Annotated in this window: 21 protein-coding genes; 10 read left to right on the top strand and 11 right to left on the bottom strand. The window is 67.5% G+C overall.

The features are described from left to right. Positions 1-3: 3 nt before the first annotated feature. The 5 genes from CFB46_RS24025 to pilV all read left to right on the top strand — a co-directional run bounded on the left by CFB46_RS24025 (position 4) and on the right by pilV (position 5,734). A complete protein-coding gene (locus tag CFB46_RS24025) occupies positions 4-1,788 on the top strand; it encodes a GspE/PulE family protein (RefSeq protein ID WP_089501507.1) in 1,785 nt (594 codons plus the stop codon). Beyond that, positions 1,778-2,854, top strand: coding sequence for a type II secretion system F family protein (locus tag CFB46_RS24030; protein WP_089501508.1), 1,077 nt, complete (start codon positions 1,778-1,780; stop codon positions 2,852-2,854). Before CFB46_RS24025 ends, CFB46_RS24030 begins: the two co-directional genes overlap by 11 nt. A 103-nt stretch (positions 2,855-2,957) precedes the next feature. Further along, positions 2,958-3,512 (top strand): type 4 pilus major pilin, encoded by a 555-nt coding sequence (locus CFB46_RS24035; RefSeq protein WP_089501509.1) that lies wholly within the window; start codon positions 2,958-2,960, stop codon positions 3,510-3,512. Positions 3,513-3,564: 52 nt separating this feature from the next. Continuing rightward, positions 3,565-4,044: a type IV pilus biogenesis protein PilM gene (pilM, locus tag CFB46_RS24040; protein WP_089501510.1), complete on the top strand. Its 480-nt coding sequence runs from the start codon at positions 3,565-3,567 to the stop codon at positions 4,042-4,044. Beyond that, positions 4,037-5,734 carry a shufflon system plasmid conjugative transfer pilus tip adhesin PilV gene (gene pilV, locus CFB46_RS24045; protein ID WP_089501511.1) on the top strand — a complete coding sequence of 566 codons (1,698 nt, stop codon included), beginning with the start codon at positions 4,037-4,039 and terminating at the stop codon, positions 5,732-5,734. Before pilM ends, pilV begins: the two co-directional genes overlap by 8 nt. A gap of 106 nt (positions 5,735-5,840) precedes the next feature. On the opposite strand, the gene CFB46_RS24050 is transcribed toward pilV, so the two are convergent. Next, a complete protein-coding gene (locus CFB46_RS24050) occupies positions 5,841-6,947 on the bottom strand; it encodes a type IV pilus twitching motility protein PilT (protein ID WP_371090891.1) in 1,107 nt (368 codons plus the stop codon). Positions 6,948-7,050: 103 nt separating this feature from the next. On the opposite strand from CFB46_RS24050, the gene sctC reads away from it, so the two are divergent. From sctC to CFB46_RS24070, 4 genes are all read left to right on the top strand, one after another. Further along, complete coding sequence (gene sctC, locus CFB46_RS24055; protein ID WP_089502324.1) at positions 7,051-8,814, top strand: type III secretion system outer membrane ring subunit SctC; 1,764 nt, start codon at positions 7,051-7,053, stop codon at positions 8,812-8,814. A gap of 40 nt (positions 8,815-8,854) precedes the next feature. Further along, the gene (locus CFB46_RS24060; RefSeq protein WP_089501512.1) at positions 8,855-10,063 is read left to right on the top strand and encodes a sensor histidine kinase; all 1,209 of its coding nucleotides are present in this window, start codon (positions 8,855-8,857) and stop codon (positions 10,061-10,063) included. An 88-nt stretch (positions 10,064-10,151) separates the two neighbouring features. Beyond that, positions 10,152-10,922 (top strand): response regulator transcription factor, encoded by a 771-nt coding sequence (locus CFB46_RS24065; protein WP_089501513.1) that lies wholly within the window; start codon positions 10,152-10,154, stop codon positions 10,920-10,922. Next, the gene (locus CFB46_RS24070) at positions 10,919-12,343 is read left to right on the top strand and encodes a secretin N-terminal domain-containing protein (protein WP_089501514.1); all 1,425 of its coding nucleotides are present in this window, start codon (positions 10,919-10,921) and stop codon (positions 12,341-12,343) included. Before CFB46_RS24065 ends, CFB46_RS24070 begins: the two co-directional genes overlap by 4 nt. 174 nt (positions 12,344-12,517) lie before the next feature. On the opposite strand, the gene CFB46_RS24075 is transcribed toward CFB46_RS24070, so the two are convergent. The 5 genes from CFB46_RS24075 to CFB46_RS24095 form a co-directional block, all read right to left on the bottom strand. Next, positions 12,518-12,973, bottom strand: a complete 456-nt coding sequence (locus tag CFB46_RS24075) for a molecular chaperone Tir (RefSeq protein ID WP_089501515.1) — start codon at positions 12,971-12,973, stop codon at positions 12,518-12,520. A gap of 123 nt (positions 12,974-13,096) precedes the next feature. Next, on the bottom strand, positions 13,097-13,306 hold the full coding sequence (locus CFB46_RS24080; protein ID WP_006765597.1) for a hypothetical protein: 210 nt from the start codon (positions 13,304-13,306) through the stop codon (positions 13,097-13,099). 173 nt (positions 13,307-13,479) lie between these two features. After that, entirely contained in the window at positions 13,480-13,740 is a 261-nt protein-coding gene (locus CFB46_RS24085) for a hypothetical protein (protein ID WP_011660757.1), read from the bottom strand. A gap of 23 nt (positions 13,741-13,763) precedes the next feature. Continuing rightward, the gene (gene hrpD5, locus CFB46_RS24090) at positions 13,764-14,804 is read right to left on the bottom strand and encodes an HrpD5 family protein (protein ID WP_230469077.1); all 1,041 of its coding nucleotides are present in this window, start codon (positions 14,802-14,804) and stop codon (positions 13,764-13,766) included. Between the two features lie 120 nt (positions 14,805-14,924). Continuing rightward, on the bottom strand, positions 14,925-15,977 hold the full coding sequence (locus CFB46_RS24095; RefSeq protein WP_227789608.1) for a helicase: 1,053 nt from the start codon (positions 15,975-15,977) through the stop codon (positions 14,925-14,927). Here CFB46_RS24095 and CFB46_RS36575 point away from each other — a divergent pair. Next, entirely contained in the window at positions 15,969-16,154 is a 186-nt protein-coding gene (locus CFB46_RS36575; RefSeq protein WP_227789607.1) for a hypothetical protein, read from the top strand. The two genes, CFB46_RS24095 and CFB46_RS36575, sit on opposite strands and share 9 nt — an antisense overlap. Here CFB46_RS36575 and sctS read toward each other — a convergent pair. Genes sctS through CFB46_RS24120 form a run of 5 tightly spaced genes read right to left on the bottom strand, consistent with a single transcriptional unit; the run spans position 16,124 to position 21,120 of the window. Further along, positions 16,124-16,387 (bottom strand): type III secretion system export apparatus subunit SctS, encoded by a 264-nt coding sequence (gene sctS / locus CFB46_RS24100; protein WP_027782683.1) that lies wholly within the window; start codon positions 16,385-16,387, stop codon positions 16,124-16,126. The two genes, CFB46_RS36575 and sctS, sit on opposite strands and share 31 nt — an antisense overlap. An 8-nt stretch (positions 16,388-16,395) precedes the next feature. Next, on the bottom strand, positions 16,396-17,052 hold the full coding sequence (gene sctR, locus CFB46_RS24105) for a type III secretion system export apparatus subunit SctR (RefSeq protein WP_089501517.1): 657 nt from the start codon (positions 17,050-17,052) through the stop codon (positions 16,396-16,398). Beyond that, positions 17,039-18,163 (bottom strand): type III secretion system cytoplasmic ring protein SctQ, encoded by a 1,125-nt coding sequence (sctQ, locus tag CFB46_RS24110; protein ID WP_089501518.1) that lies wholly within the window; start codon positions 18,161-18,163, stop codon positions 17,039-17,041. Before sctQ ends, sctR begins: the two co-directional genes overlap by 14 nt. Positions 18,164-18,170: 7 nt before the next feature. Next, a complete protein-coding gene (gene sctP, locus CFB46_RS24115) occupies positions 18,171-19,181 on the bottom strand; it encodes a type III secretion system protein SctP (RefSeq protein ID WP_227789606.1) in 1,011 nt (336 codons plus the stop codon). After that, positions 19,144-21,120 (bottom strand): FHIPEP family type III secretion protein, encoded by a 1,977-nt coding sequence (locus tag CFB46_RS24120; RefSeq protein ID WP_089502325.1) that lies wholly within the window; start codon positions 21,118-21,120, stop codon positions 19,144-19,146. Before CFB46_RS24120 ends, sctP begins: the two co-directional genes overlap by 38 nt. Positions 21,121-21,123 lie beyond the last annotated feature (3 nt).

Consider the following 21,123-nt stretch of genomic DNA (forward strand, 5'->3'; position numbering starts at 1 on the left):
GCGATGAGTTCGTCTCCGACACCGCCGGGCAAGACGCCTGCAAGCGTGACGCCGCTGATTCTCTCGCGTGCCGTGAAGCCGATCGAAACCGATCCGTCTCTTGCGGAGGTTCAGCCCGCGGCTCCCGCCGCGCCGGCGCTCGCGCCCGTTGCGCGGCCACGCGAGCCGGCGCTGAGCGCCGTGGCCGCTGCTGCCGCCGCTTCGGTGCTGCCCGCGCAAACGGCGTCGCAAAACCCGCCGCCGGGGCAGGCGCTGCCGCTCGCCGCGGTGGCGCGCCCGCTTTCCGACAGCGGCGAATTCGCCGCGAGCGACGAGGAGCGCAAGTTTCTCTGTCTGCTCGACGACGGCACGCTGCTCGTTGCGGAAGGGCACGAAATGAATCCGTTCGTGCTGTCGTACTGCGCGAGACTCGAACGGCTCAATTGCCGCTATACGACGCGGCTCGCGACACTCGATGCGATCAGGCGCAGCTATCAGGGCCCGCGCCGCGACGGCAGTGCCGAGCGCATCGATCACACGCAGATGCAGGTCGTCGCGAAGAACCTGATCACGCGGGCGTGCGACGCGCGTGCCTCGGATATCCATATCCGCGTGAACCGCTTCAGCACGGAGATTCTTTTTCGCATCCACAACGAACTCGTGCGCATGTCGGAGCAGACGCGCGAGTACGGCGAGCGGCTGCTCGCCACGCTTTATGCGGCGATGTCGAGCGTATCGGACAACACCTACAAGCCGAACGAACGCCAGGACGCGGCCATCGGCGATCGCGACAAGCTGCCGGACCGGCTTTTCGGCGTGCGGATCGCGACGGCGCCCACGAGCGTCGGCAGCGTCATGGTGCTGCGGCTGCTCTACAACGATGCGGGCGAGGCGACTGCCCTGACCGAGCTCGGCTTCACGGCGGCGCAGGCGAACGCGTTCGAGCTGCTCGCGCAGCAGCCGCACGGCATGAACATCATCAGCGGCCCGACCGGCTCGGGCAAATCCACGACGTTGCAGCGCGTGCTGACGAAGCAACTGCGCGAGATGGCCGGCTCGATTCACGTCATCACCGTGGAAGATCCGGTGGAGTACCCGATCGAGGGCGCCGTGCAGACGCCCGTCGTCAACGCGCCGACGGAAGAGGCGCGCTCGCTCGCGTTCGCCGCCGCGATCGCGAATGCGATGCGGCTCGATCCCGATACGATCATGATCGGCGAGGTGCGCGACCGCGCATCGGCGCAAAGCGCGTTGCGCGCCGCGATGACGGGCCATCAGGTCTGGACGACGGTGCACGCGAACGGCGCGCTCGCGATCGTGGACCGTCTCGTCGATCTCGGCTTGCCGATCGCGATGGTGACGGACGAATCGCTCGTCACGGGGCTCATCAGCCAGCGGCTCGTCAAGCTGCTGTGTCCGCACTGCTCGCGCCCGTTGGCCGAGGCGATGGCGCAGCTCGACATGGGGCTCGTCGCGCGCGTGAAGCGGGCCGTCGGCGCGCGGTTCGACGCGGTGCGCGTGGCCGGGCCCGGTTGCCCGCATTGCAAGAACGGCACGGTCGGCCGGACCGTGGTGGCCGAGGTCGTGCGCACCGACGCGACGTTTTGCGAATTGCTGCGCGCCGGGCGCAAGCCCGATGCGCAGGCGTACTGGCTCGGCGAGCTCGCGGGGCAGACGGTCGCGCAGCACGCGCTCGAAAAAGTGGCGGCGGGTCTCGTCGATCCGCGCATGGCGGAGCGGGTGGTCGGCCCGTTCATGCCGGGCAGCGGGGGGCGGCCGCAGCCGCTCGGAAGCGGCTATGGCACTTGAGCTCAACCGGCGCTGGGCGCGCCTGCAACTCACGACGCAGGCGCGCCTGCGGCTCTATCGCAAGATCGCGAAAATGCTCGCGAACGGCTTGCCGTTGCTCAAGATTCTCGAGGAGCTCGAGTTGCGTGCGTCGCACGAGGGCCGCAAGCCGAACGAGCCGCTGGCATTGACGCTCGCGGACTGGCGCAGCGTCGTGCAAAACGGCGGCATGCTGGCCGAGGCAATGGCGTGGTGGGTGCCGCATACCGAGCAGATGATCGTCATGGCCGGCGAGCAGTCGGGGCGCCTCGAGGCCGCGCTGCTGAACGTGTGCAACGTCGTGCAGTACAGCCGCCGGATCCGCACGGCCATCGTGGGCGGGTTGACCTACCCGTGCGTGATCGTGGCGATGACGATCGGGTACGTGTACCTCTTCGGCAAGCTCGTGATTCCGCGCTTCGCGTCGATCGTGAGCCCGGAGCGCTGGCACGGCGTGGCGAAGTCGCTCTACGAGCTGTCCCGGTTCGTGCAGGGCGGCATGATCTACTGCCTCGTGGTGCTCGCGATCCTCGTCGCGGCGCTCTTTTACTCGATGCCGCGCTGGTCCGGCAACGTGCGGGTCTGGCTCGACCGCTACCCGCCTTACTCGATCTATCGGCTCATTACGGGCTGCGGTTTTCTCGTCGCGTTTTCGTCGCTGCAGGCGGCGGGCTTCACGGTCGAGCGCTCTCTCGCGCGGCTGGCCACCGATGCGAAGCCGTGGCTCAGGCAGCGAATCGACGACATGCTGTTCGGCGTGAAGTCGGGGCTCAACGTCGGCGAGGCGATGAAGAATGCCGGCTACCGGTTTCCTTCGGAGGAGATCGTCGACGATCTGTGCGTGTATGCCGAATACAAAGGCTTCGCCGAGGCGCTGCACGCGATCGCCAACGAATGGATGACCGACGGCGTGGAGACGATCGAGGCGCAGATGCGCGTGATCAACGGCGCGGCGATCGTCGTGCTCGCGCTCGTGCTGTCGTGGCTCATCAGCGGCTTCTTCGGAATTCAGCAGGAAATTGCGGCTTTGGCTCGGAGTCTGCATTGAGCCTGCCGTGTAATGACGTGCAGGCGCAGCGCAAACGAACGGGTGTTGAAAGGAGAGGGCACGTCTTTCTCGAGTGCCGATTGAGGAAACCAAGGAGAGCAACATGAAGGTCAAGACCGTCGCATCGATTCGCGCCAGGGTGGGCAGCCGGGGGGCGCGGCGCACGCAGCGTGGCGCCACCCTGCTCGAGGCGATCGCCTATCTCGGGATCGCCGCAATCGTCGTCATCGGCGCCATTGCGCTGCTGCGCGGCGCATTCGGCAGTGCTTCGTCGAATCAGACGGCCGAGCAGGTGACGGCCATCCAGACCGGCGTCAAGAAGCTGTATATGGGGCAGACCAACGGCTACACCGGGCTGGCGACGACCGTCGCCATTTCGGCCGGCATCATCCCGACGACGCTCGTCATCGACACCGCGGCAAATACCGTCACCGATGCCTGGGGTGGCGCGGTAACCGTTACGGGCACCGGCACCGGTACATTCACGATCGAATTCGATTCCGTGCCGACGGACGTATGCATCAACGCGGCATCTGCGGGCGGAACGTGGACGGCCGTCTCTATCGGCGGTACGGCGCAAACCGTGCCGGTAACGCCCGCCGCCGCTCAGGCGGCTTGTACCGGTGGTGCGAAGAACATCATCTGGACCTCCGCCTGATCGCGGCCCGAGTCTCGGCCTTCGCTCCGATTGACGCCACGCGCCGCCCGCCATGTTCCTGATCTGGATCGTCGCCGCCTTCGCGATGCTTACCGGTGCCTACGCGCTGCTCGGCGCCGAGGCGGCGCCGGCACCGCTCGCGCCGTCGGCGATGGCGCTCGCGGCGAACATGAGCGCCTACCGGCAGGCCGTGGCGGCCTTCGCGCGCGCCAACCCGTCGTTCGCGGGCAGCGTGCCGGCGGCGAGCCTCGCGGCTTACCTCGGGGCGACCGTTCCCGATCCGATGTGGCGGAACTACGTCCAACCCAATACCGGTTATGCGGGCAGCCTGGTCGTGGTCTATGCGGCATCCGCGGCGGCCGCGGCGGCGGTCGACGGCATCGAGCAGATTGCGCAGGGCTCGGCGCTGGCCGGCGTGGCGCTCGGCGCCAACCTCGTGTCCCCCGGCAATCCGGCGGTGCCGCTGCCGGCCGCCCTGGCGAACGCGATCCCGAACGGCATGCCGGTATGGATGGCGCAAGCGTATGACTGAGCGCACCCATACCGTTGCCCGCACCGGCATGCGTCGTCCCGGCCCCCGCGCGTGGCCGGCTCGCCGTATGGCCGGCTTCACGATGGTGGAGATGCTGGCCGTGCTTGCGCTCGCCGCATTGATGATGGCGGGCCTCGTCGCGCTCACGAACTCGTCGCTCGACGATACGCGCGCGCAGCAGGCCGCGCTTTATCAGTCGCAGCTGACGGCGGCTGCCACGCGGCTCGTTCGGCAAAACTACACGGCGCTCGCGGCCCAGGCCACGACTACCTCGCCGGTGATCGCGAAAATGACCGGCTCGACGTATCAGCTGTCGACCTACCTTCCGAATGCGTTGAGCGGCACCAACCCCTATGGTCAGGCGCCGTGCCTGCTCGTCTACGCGGCCCCGGGCGGCGCCAATCCGGTGGCGTTGCAGGCGCTGCTCGTCACGGAGGGCGGCCGGACCATTCCCGATCCCGAACTCGGCTACATCGCGGCGAATGCCGGCCCGGGCGGCGGTTCGATCCAGGCGACGAACAATGCGACCGGCGCGGCCACCGGCGCCTTCGGCACCTGGAAGGTCGATACGCCGAACCCGGCGAATACATCCTGCACAAACAAGAAAACGGGCACGGGACATCTGGCGAGCCTCATTTTCTACGACGGCACGCAGGCGCAGAACGTCGACTATCTGTACCGCGTGGCCGTGCCGGGCAATCCGCAGGCGAACACGATGCAAGTGCCGATCGTGCTCGCGCGTCAGATCGACTATGCCGCCTGCACGCAGCCCGGCGCCATCGCGGCCGACGCTTCGGGCAACGTCCTGAATTGCGATGGAACGCAGAACCTCTGGGTGCCGCAGGCGGCCTATCACTGGCGCGAACCGGTGGCCAACGAAGCGGCGCTCGGGGGCGTTGTCGCGCATCAGGGCGACGTGCGGCTCACCGCCGCGACGAATCGGGCCTATGCGTACGACGGCGCCACATGGCAGGCGCTGGCGGTGGACGAAGCGGGCAATCTCGCGCTCGGCAACGCGCACAACGTCGGCGACCCATGCCCGCCCGCGCCGCAGAATTCGGCCATCGCACCGGCGTCGGCGAGCACGACGCTCGTCTCCACCGATGCGAACGGGCGCGTGCTGTCGTGCCGCGGCGGCCGGTGGCAAACGCAAAGCGAAATCGAGCCGGCGTCGTCGCTCACCGGCTGTCAGCTCGTGATGGCCAACCCGAACGGCGCGGGCGATTACTCGGCCTGCACGGGCCAGCCGGCGACGAACTTCCAATCGGGCGCCTATTCGTACAACGGCAGCAACGGTACGTACTCGTATACGTTCAGGACGACCGTCAACCTCACCAAGCCGGGGATCATCGTCGCGTCCACCTGGGCGCACCTGAACGACGGCATGTGCAACGGCCCCTCCGGCAACCGGGGGCAGCTCTCGCAGAGCATCGACATCACCGACGGCGGCAACCACAACCTCGGGCATACGGAGAGCCAGACGCCGACGCTTCAGGACGATTCGGGCGGGATCAACAACGCGCTGTCCCAGGCCGGCACGCCTGGCACCTACACGATCATCGTGACGACGAACTGGGCGACGTACGCCGGCATCACGACGCCGTGGGTCAGCAGCTTTTGCGGGGAGTCCGGCCAGACGGTCTGGAACACGCCCGTCGCGGCGGGCTGGACGATCAACTCCTACTACTGAGCGCCCAACCGTGAACCGATCGACACCGCACACCTTCGCAGCACCGCCACGCACGGCGCGACCGGCGAAAGCGACGCCATTGCGCCGGCACCGCCTTCGCGCGGGCTCAGTGCGGCGCGAGCGTCTGCAGCATTTCGTGCAGCTCGAGCCGGTTGTAGGTCGCGCGCAGCACGTCGCGCGGCAGGCATTGCTGCTTCGATACGAGGCTGAAGAGGTGATCGTTGAGCATGCGGGACATGTTGTCTTCCTTGCGCTTCATGAACTCGGCAAGGTACGGCAGCTTGCCCGGATCGGTCAGCAGGCCGCTGATCTGCTGATTATTGTTGAAGAGCAGTTCGCTCGCGAGTACGAAGTTCTCGCCATCCTCCGTCGGCACGAGGCATTGGCAGATCACGCCGATGAGGCAGTTCGCGAGCGCGGCCGCATAGCGCTCGCGCTGCTCGGCCGGAAAAAACGACAACAGCCGCGTGAGCGTGCCGATCGCGCTGCCCGTGTGCATCGTCGCGAGCACGAGGTGGCCCGATTCGCCGGCCTGCAGCGCCGTCTCCGCCGTCTCGGGGTCGCGCACCTCGCCCACCATGATGACGTCGGGTTTTTGCCGCAGCGCCTCGCGCAGGCCGGCCGAGAAGCTCGGCGTGTCGGTGGGCACTTGCCGCTGCGAGACGATCGACGTGCGGCCCTCGAGTTCGTATTCGATCGGCTCTTCGATCGTGACGATGTGGCTGTTGCGCGTGCGGTTGATGTGCTCGAGCAGCGAGGCGATCGTCGTCGTCTTTCCCGAGCCGGTCGGGCCCGTCACGAGGATCAGCCCCTTGGCGCTGTCGATCATCGAGCGCACGTAGGCGGGCAGGCCGAGCTTGTCGAGCGCGAGCGGCTGCAGCGGCAGGCGCCGGATCGAGATGACGAGCTTGCGGCCGCCATTGGTGCGGTAGATGTTGCAGCGAAGGCGGCAGCGCGTGAGCACGAACGGGCGATCGATCGCGCCGTGCTGAAGCTGCGCCTCCCAGTCCGGTTCGATCGAGGCCAGTGTGGGCAGCATTTCATCGTGGAGCACGGGCTCCTCGCCGACGGCGAGCCAGCCGCGCGGCGCCTTGATCATGATCGGCCGGTCCTGCTCGATATGGATGTCGGTGAAAGTCTGCCGCAGGTCGATCAATTCGAGAATCTCGCGCGTCAGGTCGCGACGTTCGTGACTCGGAGCGTTCATCGTCAGTGCCCTTCCTATGAAAGATAGTCGGAACTTACATGAAAATTTTGTCGATGTGTCGAAGAAGCACCGGGCGGCGGTGCGTACGTTTCATCGCGGGCGGCGCGTCATGAACTGGGCTCGCCGACTGGGCACCGTGGCCCTCGCCGCCGCGCTCGCATTCGGGGCGACCGCCCCCGTTGCCGAGGCGGCGGCCGTGCGCTGGAAGTCGTCGATCGTCGATTACGAAGCGCAGGGCAAGGACATCAAGGATGTGCTGCGCGACTTCGGCGCGAGCCAGGGCGTCCCCACGCGCATCGCGGCCGATGTGAGCGGCACCGTGAGCGGCAAGTTCCATCTGCCGCCGCGGCGCTTTCTCGATACGCTCGCGGCGTCGTTCGGCTTCGTGTGGTACTACGACGGCGAAGTGCTCGACGTCACGACGGCTGCCGAACTGCAGAGCACGCTCGTGAAGCTCGATTCGGCCGATACGGGCGCGCTGCGCGATGCGCTCGACCGCCTGCGCATCGCCGACGAGCGTTTTCCGATCGTCTACGACAGCGCGCAGGGCACGGCGCTCGTGAGCGGGCCGCCTCGCTACGTGCAGATGGTGACGAACGTGGCCTCGCGGCTCGACAACAACGCCGCGCATCGAAGCGGCACGCAGGTACGCGTCTTTCCGCTCTATCACGCGTGGGCGCACGACCGCACGGTGCCCATCGACGGCCAGCAGGTCACGCTGCAGGGCGTGGTGGCCGTGCTCAACGGCATCTACCACCCGGGCACGGCCAAGACCGCCGACAAACGCGGCGAGGGCGGTCGCGCGGCGAGCGGCGTGAAGCGCAACACGCCGATCAACGACGTGAACGGCAATGCCTACAACGGCCCGTACGTTCCGCCGCCGGTGCCGTCGGGCGCGGCCGGCAAGGGCATGTTCGCCGGGCTCACCGGACAGCCATCGCCGGCCGTGGCGGCGGCGGTGGGCGAGCCGCCGCCGCCGCAGAACACGAGCACGGCGCCGGCGAGCGACGATCAACTGCCCGTCATCGTCGCGGACCAGCGCACCAACTCCGTCGTGATTCGCGATACGGCCGACCGGATGGATCAGTACGGCAAGCTGATCGATCGCCTCGACGTCAAACCGCAACTGATCGAGATCGAGGCGCACATCATCGAGATCGACGACGACGCGCTGCATCAGCTCGGCGTCGACTGGACCGCGCACAACAGCCACGTCGACGTGCAGACCGGTACCGGCACGCTCGCACAGAGCACCTACAACGGCACGCTCTCGCAGACCTTCGGCCAGACGGCGCTGCCGGGCAACCTGCTCGCGGCGGCGACGCCCGTGGGCGCATCGGTGGCCGCCGTGCTCGGCGACGCCGGCCGCTATCTGATGGCACGCATCTCGGCGCTGCAGCAGACGAAGGCCGCCAAGATCGACGCGAGTCCGAAGGTCGTCACGCTCAACAACATCGAGGCCGTGATGGACAACCAGACGCAGTTTTTCGTGCCGGTGTCGGGATACACCTCGGGCGATCTCTACAGCGTGTCGACCGGCATCTCGCTGCGTGTGCTGCCGATGGTCGTGGAGGAGGACGGGCGCACGCGCATCAAGCTCGACGTGGCGATTCAGGACGGCCAGCTCACCGATCAGACGGTCAGCAACCTGCCGGTGATCCAGAACAGCACGATCAACACGCAGGCGTTCATCGAGGAGGGGCAGGCGCTGCTCATCGCCGGCTATCGCGCGGACAGCGCGACGATGGGCGTGACCGGGGTGCCCGGGCTCTCGAAGATTCCGTTGATCGGCGCGCTCTTCAGGACCGACAACCGCCAGAAGAGCCACATGGAGCGGCTCTTCCTGTTGTCGCCGCGCGTCATCTCGCCGTGATTCACCGCAACCGCCCGCACCGGAGAATGCAGGAGGCCATGTGAACGAATCCCATACTCAGCCGCATTCGCGGCCCGACGTGCAGCCTGGGCAGCAGTCCGAGCCGCGGCCCACCCAACCGGGCTTGCCCGCCGACGCATGCGGCGGGGGCGCTGCCGATCGCGGCCTGTCCGACGACGAGGCGCGCCGCCTGCGCGGCACGCTGCGCGGGCTGCCGTGCGGGGTGATCGTGCTCGATCGCGCGGGTGCGGTCGTGCACGCGAACGCGCGCTCGCTCGAGATACTGGCGATGACGCTGCCCGCGGGCGTCGATTTCAGCGTGGCGCTGAGCGAGCGCTTCGAGATGACGGACGTGCCGCGGCTGCGCGATCTCGAAGCGGGCCGCGAGGTACGCGTGGACGATTCGACCTTCTGGATTCAGGCGGGTCCCGCCGGTGCGTGCGCCGGTGCGGGGGTGGGCGAATCCGTCATCGCCGTGACGGACGTGACGCCGTTCGCACGCTCGCTCGACGAGCGAGCCATGTCGCTGCGCTTTTTGCTGCACGATCTGCGCTCGCCGCTCAATTCGATCAGCGCGCTCACGCAGCTCGATGCGAGCGACCCCGAGGCGTTCGAGCGTTGCGGCGGCATGCAGCAGATCACCGCGCTCGCGCAGTACGTGCTCTCGCTCGGCGAGCAGTTCATCTTCTCGTCGGTGACCGAGCATTTGCAGGCGCGCGACTTCAAACGGTTCGATCTGCGCGCGACGCTGCGCCAGATCATCTCGCAACTGGAGGTCACCGCCGTCTATTGCGGCGTCGCGCTACACTTGTGGCTGCCCGACAGCGCGCCGCTGTGGGTGAGCGGCATGCGCAACTTCGTGGCGCGCGCCGTCCAGAACGTCATCGACAATGCCGTTCGTGCGTCGCCGCGCGGCGAGGCGGTGACGGTGTCGATCCGGCAGGCCGACGGTTTCGCCGAGGTGGTCGTCGACGATCGCGCGGGCGGGCTGCCGGGGCTCGTCGACGGCGATCGGCTGACCGACTTCGAGAAGCTCGGCAAGCGGACGGCAACGGGCTTCGGTCTCGGGCTCAAGCTCGCCGTGCAGATCGTCGGCATGCACGGCGGCGCACTTTACGCCGAGCTCAACGGACAAGGCGGTACCATGTTCGTGCTGCGTCTGCCGTGCCTGAATCCTGTCGCCGCGAAGCCGCACGCGACATCGCTTGTCGATGCCGACCGCGCGTTGCGCGCGGCGCGCGGCGAGTGAGGCGCCAGCGCGCGGCCCGTATTCGTTTGACACGCGTTGCGCGGACCGGGCACCGGCTCCCGCGCGGCCGTCGGAACCAAGGGTTCACATGAAATCGCTTGCAGGCAAACCCGTACGCATTCTGTTCGTCGAGGACGACGTCGCGCACCACGCGCTCATCCATTCCTGGCTCAAGAGCGAGGGCTACCACGTCGACGCTTTTCACAGCGGGCTCGACGCGCAGCAATTTCTCTCGGAGCAGTGGGCCGATCTCGCGATTCTCGACTGGGACCTGCCGGGCGTTTCCGGCGACAAGCTGCTGCAAAAGATCCGCAGTCGTTCGCAATCGATCATGCCCGTGATTTTTCAGACCGTGCACTCGGCGGAGTCCGACATCGTGCGCATACTCGATGCGGGTGCCGACGACTATCTCGTGAAGCCCTACGACAGGCAGGTGCTGCTCGCGCGCATGCGCGCGCTGCTGCGGCGCTTCGCGCCGATGAACGTGCACGGCCGCAAGATGTTCGTCGACGGCGAATGCGCGCTCGATCAGCAGGCGCGCTCGCTCGTGGTGGCGGGGGTGGCGCACAAGCTCGGCACCAAGGAGTTCGACATTCTCTGGCATCTCGCTCGGCACACGGGCGCCGTCGTGCTGAGGCAGGATCTGATGAGCGTGGTCTGGGGCTGGGATGCGGCCGTGCAAAGCCGCTCCGTCGACATGTACGTGAGCCGGCTGCGTGCGAGCCTGAAGGCCGCTGGCGTCGGCTGGACCGTGCAATCGGTCTATGCGACGGGTTACCGCCTGACCCTCAAGCCGGATATGGATCAGACGGGCGCCGATGCGTCGGGCGCCGATGCGTCGCCGGAAGGCGCCGCATGAGCGCGGCACGAATGCGAGCGCTCGCGCGCGGCGCCGTCGCTGCCTTCGTCTGCACGGTCACCGTGCATGCGCAGGCGGCGAGCATGGTGTGGGCCGGGGGCGCCGGCGCCCGCTTCGTCTACGTGACGAACGGTGCGAGTCTCGCGGAGGTCCTGAATGCCTTCGCCGCGGGGCAGCACGTTGCCCTGCGCATCGACGGTCAAGTGGAGGGCGCCGTGAGCGGCCGTTTCGCGATGCCGCCGCAGCGCTTTCTCGATGTCATGAGCCGGTCGTACGGATTCGTCTGGTACTACGACGGTGCGGTCTTGCATGTGTCGCCCGCGAACGAGCAGGCGCATGTCGCCATCCGGCCTCACTTCCTTTTGGCGAATGCGCTGCGTGCGTCGCTCGAGCAGGCAGGTCTTGCCGATACCCACTTCCCGTTGACGGTAGATGCCGCCGCGCAAACGGTGAACGTGCGCGGGCCGGCGACCTACGTGGAACGTATTCGTGCCGCGGCCGAGCGCTTCGAGCGCGACGCGCGAAAGCGCGTGCGTTTGTCCGTGCGGGTGTTTCGCCTGAGTGCCGCGAATGCCGCCGACGAAACGCGCGTGGTCGATGGCCGCACGCTCGTCGTACCCGGTGTGGCCACGCTCTTGCGGCGCCGTTTCGAGCGCCCGGCCGTTGCGAGCGGGGCCGCCGTTTCCGATGCACCGCGGATCGTCGAGTTCGATGCAGCGTTGCCGGCGATCGAAGCGGATGCGACCACGAACTCCATCCTGGTCCGCGATCGGGCCGAGCGCATCGACGCCGACGGCGCGCTCGTCGCCAGCCTGGACGTGCGTGCACAGCTCGTATCGGTCCAGACGTGGGTGGTGGATGTCGATGGCGACGCGCTCGACACGTTGCGATCCGCGCTGCCGCCGGCCATGGCCGACGGGGCAGGCGCGGAGCAGGCAACGGCGGCCGCGCGCGAGCACCGTGCAGGTATCGCGCCCGACGGCGGCCGCGCGCTGCTCGCGCAGCTCAAGGCATTGGCCAGGAGCGGCCGCGCCGAAATCGAGGTGTCGCAAACGGCGCTCACGCACGACCGCTCGCCGGCCGTCATCGACCGCCACGAGGCACGTCTCGCCCGCCGCGATGAGGATGACCTGCCCGATGACGATGCCCGCGATCTGTGGCTCTCAATTGCACCGACGGTCGAAGGCGCCGCGTCGATGCCGCGTATCGGCTTGCGCGTGGAACTGGGGCGCCGCCGCGATGCGCGCCGCTATCGGGCCGTCGACGAGAGCCTGGCGCCGGGCGAGTGCCTCGTCATCGAGGGACCGGCGCGGCACGGGAGCGATGTCGAGCGCCGCGCGGACGATCCCGATTCGGGCAGAGCGGGAGAGGAGGGTACGCGTCGCCGTCTCGTCTTGCTGATGCCACGCGTGGCAGCCTAGGGCCAGCGCAAGCCCGTTATTAGCGTGAACAGGCTCTAGCGCCGATCGGGCGAGCGCCCGCGATGGCGTGAGTGTGAAGCGACGTGCCGGATACGAACGGATGCGATGGCTGGCCAGGCGTCGATGCGCGCGCGGATGCGCCCCTTGGCTGAGGCACGCTTGCGCTCACCGGGCTTACGCCCGCAGCCACATGAAATTGCCCGAGGCGATGCCCTCGAACATTTCGTCGGGCGATTCGAGGATGTTGTTTTGCCAGTAGCGGCCGTGTTCGGCGTAGTGCGAGAACAGATCGGCGAGATAATCGCCGGTGATCGTCGGGCCTATCGGCAGATGGACGAGCAGCACGACGTTGCCCGTATCGGATTCGAGGCACAGTTGCGCCTGATCCTGCGCGTAGACCAGCAAGTTGGCCTCGAGCATGAGCCGGAAAACGACGAGCGAGCGGCCGGGCGTGACGGCGCCGTAATGAAAGCTGACATAGACCGAATCGGGGTCGGTCTCGTGGTGGTCGAGATGGACGTCGAACCCTTCGATCTCGAGCGTTTGCGTCTCGACGACATACTCGGCGTCGGGCAGCCCGACCACCGCGCAAACCTCGTGAATCAACTCGACGAAACGTTCCCTGCCCATGGGCGGCAATCTCCGGCGAAAATAGGGCGGCCCGCTTGCAAAAAAGCGGGGGCACGTAGCCGGAAAGCCAGGCTTTCCGCTTTCGTGCCCCTCGCGCGAACGGACCGCGGCAACGCGAGTGGCTTACTGGCCCTTCGCGGCGTCGGCGATGTTCTTCGCGCCGTTGTTGCCGACGGACGCGAGCGCCGACGTTTCCTGCTGCTGCATGTTGATCTGCATGGCGGCCATCGTCATGGCGTTGTTCTGGTTGGCCATGGCTTGCATCTGGCCGACCATGTCGGCGTTTTGCGAACCGGCTTGCGAGACGCCCGAGCTTCCGATCGATGAAGACATGATGTATTCCCCTTATCAAGAAAGTGATGGAAAAAGCACTGCTGTGGATTGACGCCTGATGCTTCGGTAAAAGGCCCTTGGCCGTGATGGCCGCCGGTCCGGACCGGCTGACGCGCAGCCGGATGCTGCAACTGCAAACTGTTCAACCGTCTTCCATATCGCCGCGGATGCCGTCAAAGCGCCGCGCCACGGGCGCTGTGGCGCTCCTGCAGCGTGAGCACGATGCGGCGCGCCGCGATCATCCCGCGATAGAGCTTTTGCAGATCGAGCCGCTCGCGCTCGTCGGCCGCGGACTGCGTGGCCGTACTGATCCGGCGCGCGGTTTCATCGAAGGCCGCCGCGATGCGCGCGACCCGTTGCGCGCCGTCGGGCGCCGAGAGCGTGGCATCGAGCGCGTTCAGATCCTGCGCGATGGGAAGCAATGCGTCGTACATGTCGGTTCCTTTGGTGGTCGAGGTCAATTGTTTGCTTCGTCCCTGCTGCTCGCGAACAGATGCTTCGTGCCGTCGGGCGTCTCGATGTAACGCAGCCCGCCCGTGGCGATCACTGCCGTGTACTCGACATCGGGCGTGAGCGCCTGCGCCTCCTTGACATCGACGTCGACGCGCTTGACGTTGTCGCCGAGGTCGGCCCTGATACCTGCTATCAGCGTGCGGAAGGTCGTCATCGACTGCACGCTGCCGCTCACGCGGAAGATGCCGTGGCCTTGGTAACTTACTGCCGCGCCCGTGCTGGCGAGCGACTGCTGGATGTTGTCCACGTCTTGCTGCGCGACGTCGTATTCGCGCCGCACCTTGCCGCGCGCGAGGCTGTCCATGATCCGCTGCGCCTTCGCGCTTTCGTCGGTGCTCGTCACGATGCCGCGCACCGCCACACTGTTCGTGCGTGCCATTGCCTGCAGATCGCCGAGGCCTTCGCGGTGCAGGGCCTCCTGCAACTGCCGTGCGAGCGCGTCGGCGTCGAACCTCACGCTCGCCGCTTCGCTCGACTGCGTGCCCGCGAACATCACACCGGCCACGGCGATGCCGCCGATCGCAGCGGTGCAGGCGAGCGCCAGCACGGCCGTGCGCCAGCGCACCTTGGGCGAAGCGGCCGGCGCATGGTCGGCGCCGGCTTCGTCCGCATGGGCCGGGCCCCGATCCGGCGCGCCTCTTTCCGCGTCAGCCCCCGTCGCGGTGTCGGCGTCAGGCGGCTCGGCCGTCTTCCAGAGGCCCGCCAGCAAATCGAGATCGCGCGGCCAGACTTCGCCATCGGGGCCCACGCACAACACGACATCGCCGAACGGCACGGCCACGAAGTCCGCCACGAGCACCTCGTCGCCGTTCGCCGAGCGGATCCGCGCCACACCGTCCTCGCCCACGCAAAGCTCGATGTCCTCGACCGTCCAGTCGCTGATGCAGACATCCGCGTGCTCGGTGGCGCCGATCCGGTAGGCGCCGCTCGTGAGCCGGACCTGGGCTCCGGCGTGGGTGCCGGTCAGTACTCGAAGCGCTTTCATGATCGTGGTATCCGTGTATCCGACGTGTGTCATGCGGTTGCGGTTGCTCTTGCTGGTCGTCGCTCCGGCGTTTCGCTGCTTCGCGCATCGGGCCGCCAGGCCTTGACCGTCGAAATCAGTTTAGGGTTTTGCCGTTGGCGCAGCCGGCGCCATGCGAACTTCGAACGTCTTATCCGAAGCGCCGGCCGTGGGCTTGGCCGCCTCTTGCCGCGCGGCGCCGGTTTGACCACCGATCGCGCCGCCCGTCGCGCCGCCCGTGACGGCGGCACCGGCTGGTGCCCCGCTGGCCGGCAGCGCGGCTTGCGTCTCGAGAATGCGTTGCTTCACTGCCGCGATCGATTGATCGTCGTACGAGTATTCGATGCCCGCGCTCTGGCGCGCGAGCGTGTTGTCGAGCGATACGCCGAGAAGCCCCGCCACCGCGGCGGCCTTGCCCGGGGTCGCGGCGCTTTGCATCAGTGCCGCATGGCGGTGCGCGTGAAGCCGGGCGGCATTGCGCCGGAGCGCCATCGGCGAGCGCATGGCGAGCAGCATCGGCACCGCCAGCAAGGGCCCCAGCTCGATCTGCGCGGCAAGCCGCAGCACCTCCTTCGCGCACGTCGCCGCGAGCTCGGCCGGCAAGTCCGGCGCACCGAGCCTTTGCCTCGCGAGCAGTTGCATCGTGGCCGCGAGCGGCTGGCTGCGCGCGGCGGCCTTGGCCCGGCCCGCCTTGCCGATCGCGAACTTGCGCGGTTTGTCGCGGCCTTCGCCGGACTGACGGCCGTCGCGCTCAGGCTGCCCGTCGCGCGGCGCACGCTGCTGCGGCTGCCCCTGCTCTTCGCCTTGCTGATTCGAGCCGCGATCGTGCCCATGGCCGTTGCGATGCTGTTGCTGCCCGTCGCCGTGTTGCCGATCGCGCTCGCGCTTTTGCTGCTGCCCCTGCTCGTGCTTGCGTTCGCGCTCGTGCGGGTGTTCGTGCTCGTGCTCGTGCCTGGGCTCGAGCGCGTGCGGGTCGTCCGGCCGTTCGTGAGCCGATGGGTCTTTGCCTTGCGCCTTCGCCGACCCCCCCGGCCGCGGCCGTTGGCCGAGCTGGCGCATCAGCTTTTGCGCGGAAGGGGCCGGCGGCTTGTGCATGCCTTCGGCAAAACGCTTGCCGCGGTAGAAAGCGGCGGCGAGCATCTTGTTGTGCTGCATGCGCACGCGCTGCATTTTCGTGTGCTGCACCTTCACGCCCGTGAAGCCGCGCGCCTGGGTCATCTGCCCCGTGTGCTCGGCGTCGGCCTGCGCCTGCTGCGCGAGATCGGCGGCGTGGTGGCCGTGGTTGTTGCGGATCGGCGAATTCACGACGGCACCGCGAGCGTGATGATCTGATTGGCGAAGCGCAGGATCGCGGCGGCGCCCCAGGCGCCGATCATGAGCACGGTGGCCACGACGGCCACGAGCTTCACCGCGTACGAGATGCTTTGGTCCTGCATCGACGTGATGGCCTGCACGAACGAAATCGCGAGGCCGGAGAGCGCGGCGACGGCCACCACCGGCATCGAGACGGACAGGCAGAGCAGCAGGCCCTGCGAGGTGATGCGAACGAGCGTATCGGTTTCCATGGTGCGCCTCAGCGATAGGTCATGACAAGACCGTGAATCAATGTGGACCAGCCGCTCATGACGACGAACAAGAGCAGCTTGAACGGAATCGCGACGTTCGTCGGCTGGACCTGATTCAGGCCCATCGCCATCAGCACGTTGGCGATGACGAGATCGACGACGATGAATGCGATGTACAGCAGAAAGCCGATCTTGAAGGCGTCGGCCATTTCGGTCAGCGTGAAGGCCGGGGCGAGGACGATGAGGTCGTCCTCACGGATCTTCGCCGCCATGTCCTTCGGCCATACCACGGTTGCCGAGCGCACGAAGAACCGCTTTTCGCGCTCGTGCGCGTGCTTCTTCAGAAAGGCGCGAAACGGCTCCTTTGCCGCATCGAAGGCATCGAGCACGACGAGCGACGTGTCGCCGCCGGGGGTACGGTGCATCGTCTGCATGGTTTGCATGGCCTGCATGCCGATCGGCGCCATCACGTAAGCGGAGACGAGGACCGCGATGCCGTTGAGCACCATGTTCGGCGGCACCTGTTGCACGCCCAGCGCGTTGCGCAACAGCCCGAGCACGACCACGATCTTCGCGTACGAGGTCGCGACCATGGCGACGAACGGGATCAGGCTGATCGCGACGACGGTGATCAGCAGCCCGGTGAGATCGCTAAACTGAACCATGGCCGCGCGACAGCTGAACGAGACGCACGCCGAGATGATCGCCGACGCTCACGAGTTCGCCGAAGCCGATCGTCTGCCCATAGGTGACGAGCCGCACGCGCGCATCGGGCAGCGCGGTGGGAAGCTCGAGCACATAGCCCGCGCGCAGCGCCGAGAGCTGCGCGACCGGCATCGAAACCGTGTCGATCTCCAGCTTCAGCGGCAGGTCCAGCTGGCTGATTTCGACGGGCGTGTCGATCGAATCGGTAAGCGGCGCGTTGAACTGCGTCTCGTGGCTCATGGTGGGGTCCTCGCTCAAGGTCATCAGGTGGTGGGTGACGTCTGCCACGGCGCGCAGCTGCCGCGTCCCGTAGCGGCCCCAGACGACTTGAATCGGGGCGGACGACCGCTCGCTCGCGAAGAGCGCGCGGGTGGCTTCGGGTACGGCACGCAAGATGACGTCGCCCGCGCGCAGCGAATCGAGCGTCGTCACGTTCATCGTTTTCTCGCCGATCTGCAGCCGGCCCGGTACGGCGATCTCGCTGACGTGGGTGGCGAACGGCGTGCATTGCCGGGCCACGAGCGTTTCGAGCGCGTCGAGCCAGCCGCTGTCGATGTGCTCGATAACCGCATCGAAGCGGGTATCGCCGACGCGCAGCGAGAGCGCGCAGCAAGGCGCGCTCAGCGGCTGACGCGCGGCACGTTCGAGCGAGACGACTTCCACGCCGTCGAAGCCGAGCGCTTGCAGCGCGCGCCGCAGCGGATCGAGCAGGATGGCGCACACGGCATGGCGCAAGCGCTCGTTGACGGGCTCGTCCGACGCGACGACGCTCGCGAGCCCCGTGTGCTGTCCGACGTCGATGCGTACCGAGGCCGTCTCCATGCCCCAGCGCACGCGCACGACGGCGGCGCGCTCCGGCTCGACGAAATCGTGCGCACCGACGCTGAAGGCGGAGACGCCGAGTGCGTGAGCGAGCAGTGCGCTCAGGCGCGCGTCGACGGCGAGCCGATGCTGGCGCGCGGTGGCGGCCGCAAGCGCGGGCAGCCGCGCGGGATCGAGCAAGACGGCCGCCGCCGGCGCTTGGGCGCCCGCCGCAACGTGGTCCGTCAGTAGCGTTCGTGTGGTGTCCATATTGGTTTTACGTGACGATGATCTCGACGCTGCGCGCGCCGTCGAAGCGGTTTTGCATCACTTCTTCGAGGCTGGCGCGCAACGTCGCTGCATGTTGTGAGATTAGTTCGCGCGAGCGTGCGTCCGTGGTGTCGAAGCGAAGCGTCAATTGGAAATGCGAAAGCGCGAGGCTCAACGTGCAGCCTGGCAGCAGCGCGGGATCGACGGGAATCGTGATCTGCCAGTCGCCGCTTTCGAACACGATCGGATTGGCGCAGAAGTCCGACACCTCGGCGACGATCGAATCGACGAACCGGTTCATGTCCTGGCCCGTGCGCGCCGGTGCCCGCACGGCGACCACGGCGTGCGGGCCGCCTGCTCCGGGGCGCTGCGGCCCGCGCGCGGCTTGTACGCGCGGCGTGTCCGGCGCAGCCGTCGATGGCCGGGCGTTGGGCGGCCTCGGCGGTGAAAGCGGCGCCGCGCCGCGCGCCGGCATCGGCGCCGGCATCGGCGTCGGCGCGGGCATCGTCGAATAGGCCGGCACATGCATGAGCGCATGCATGGCCGAATGCACCGGTACGCGCATCGTCGAATGCATGGGCGGATGAATCGTCGCAGGTACCGGAGCCGGCACCTGCGCTGCCGATGGAGCGTGCGCGGCAGCGTCATCGCGTTCGTCGCCGGAGCCGGCCTGTGCGTCGTCGTCGCGCTCGCCGCTGCCGGCATCGTCGCGATGTTCGTCCGCGGCGAACCCGGCGACCGGGTAGAGCGGGGCGGCTTGCTCGGCGAAGGGAGGCGCGGCCGGTGCGGCGCATGTCTGCTCGTCGCCGGGCGTTTCCGAGGCGCCGGCGCGCACGCCTTCGCGCAGGCGCTGAAAAAGGGCGGCCTGGCGGCTCAACTGCGCGGCCGGCATCTCGGGTGCGGGGTCGGTGTGCGTGGCCGGCGCCGCGATGACGCGGGCGCGATGAGGGGCGGAGGAGTGCATGGCGCGGCTCGCTCGATCACATCGCCAGGCGGCCGACGGGCTGGAGATCGACATACGCGCCGAGCTCCTGGTACGAATACACGGGCAGCCAGGGCAGCGGTGCCTCGATCATGCGCTTGATGTAGCGCCGGATATCCATCGAGGCGACGAGCGCCAGCGGCTGGCGCGGCGTATCGCCGACGATGTCGGCGATCTTGCCGACGAGCTGGGCGATTTCGTCGGGCGGCAGCGCGAGGAAGTTGCCCGTGGGGGTCTGTTTGATCGACTGCCGGATGTGCTGCTCGACCTGAACGTCGACGAGTACGACGGGCAAATCCCGCACGCCGCCCGTCGCGCGATAGGCGATGAGCCGGCCGAGCTCCATGCGGATGTATTCGGTCAACATCAGCATGTCCTTCTCCTTCGGTCCCCAGACGATCAGGCTTTCGGTGATGCTGCGGATATTGCGCACGGGCACGCCTTCCTCCAGCAGCCGGCGCAGCACGTCCGCCATCTTCTGCAGCGGCAGTGCCTTTTGTACCTCCGCGACGAGTCCAGGGTAGTCCTCGTTGAGCTGATCGAGCATCCACTGTGCTTCCTGAATGCCGAGAAAGAGATGAGCATTGCGCCGCAGCAGGTCGATCGTGTGGCGTGCAATCAATGCTTCCGGTGTCGCGGCGGCGGCAGGCGCGTCCGCGGCGCCGCAGTCGGCCGCCGCGTGTACCGCGCGCGTTTCGGCGAGCGTGGTGCGTCCTTGCGGCACGTCGAAGATGAGCACTTCGTAACTGTCTTCGGGCAGTGTGCCGTCGGACCACATCATGATGCCGGGGAACGGCAGGCCGACTTCCGATTGCAGCGCATGGCGCTGTGCGTCGAACGCACGGTCAAGGGCATCGGCCGCGAGACGCGCGCTGACATCGGCTGCGAGGCGCACGCCGAGCGGGCAGGTGAACTGCGGCGGGCGTGGCAGGATCGAGGGCGCGTCGCCCTTGGCACCGGCGCGCTGCAGTGCCCCGACGGGCTTGCCGGCGCCTTTGGCCGGACCGTCCTGCTTTTTCTGCAGACGGTAGCCGACGAAGCCGAGCAGCCCGGCGAGCAGCGCGAAGAGCGCCGCCGGAAAACCGGGCACGGCGGCGAAGCCGAGGAGCAGCAGCGCGGCGAAGTACAGCGCGCGCGAGCTGCTCGTGAACTGGCGCCTGATGTCTTCGCCGAGGGAGGAATTGCCATGGTCGCCGCCTTCGTCCACGCGCGTAATCATGACGCCCGCGGCCACCGAGATCAGCAGCGAGGGAATCTGCGAGACCATGGCGTCGCCGATCGAGAGGACCGAGAAGCGGTTGGCCGCCTCGCCGGCCGACATGCCGTGATAGGCGACGCCCACGGCGATGCCCGCGACGATGTTGATCATCGTGATCATGAGGCCGGCGATCGCATCGCCTTTCACGAACTTCATCGCGCCGTCCATGCCGCCATGCAATTGGCTTTCGATGGCGAGCCTCGCGCGTTTCCTGCGGGCCTCGTCCGGCGTCAGGATGTTCGCGCGCAAGTCGGCGTCGATGCTCATCTGTTTGCCGGGCAGCGCATCGAGCGTGAAACGGGCCCCCACTTCGGCGACGCGCTCCGAGCCCTTGGCGATCACGATGAACTGCACGACGGAGATGATGACGAACACGACGAGGCCGACGACGAGATTGCCGCCCACGACGAGCTGGCCGAAGCTTTCGATGATTTCGCCGGCATCGGCATGCAGCAGGATCGACTTCGTCGACGCGATATTCAGCGAGAGCCGGAAAAGCGTCGTGAAGAGCAGCACGGACGGGAACGCCGAGAGCGTGGCGATATGGCCCACGTACATCGTCACCATGAGTAGCGTGATGCTGATCATGATGTTGATCGCGAGCAGCCCGTCGATGATGGCGGGGGGCAGCGGCAGGATCATCAGCGAGACGATCGCGATCAGCAGGACGGCGATGCCGGCCTCGCCGATGCCGGGCAGTTTCATGGTCTTGAACATGTC

Source organism: Burkholderia sp. HI2761 (assembly GCF_002223355.1).
Lineage (GTDB): Bacteria > Pseudomonadota > Gammaproteobacteria > Burkholderiales > Burkholderiaceae > Burkholderia.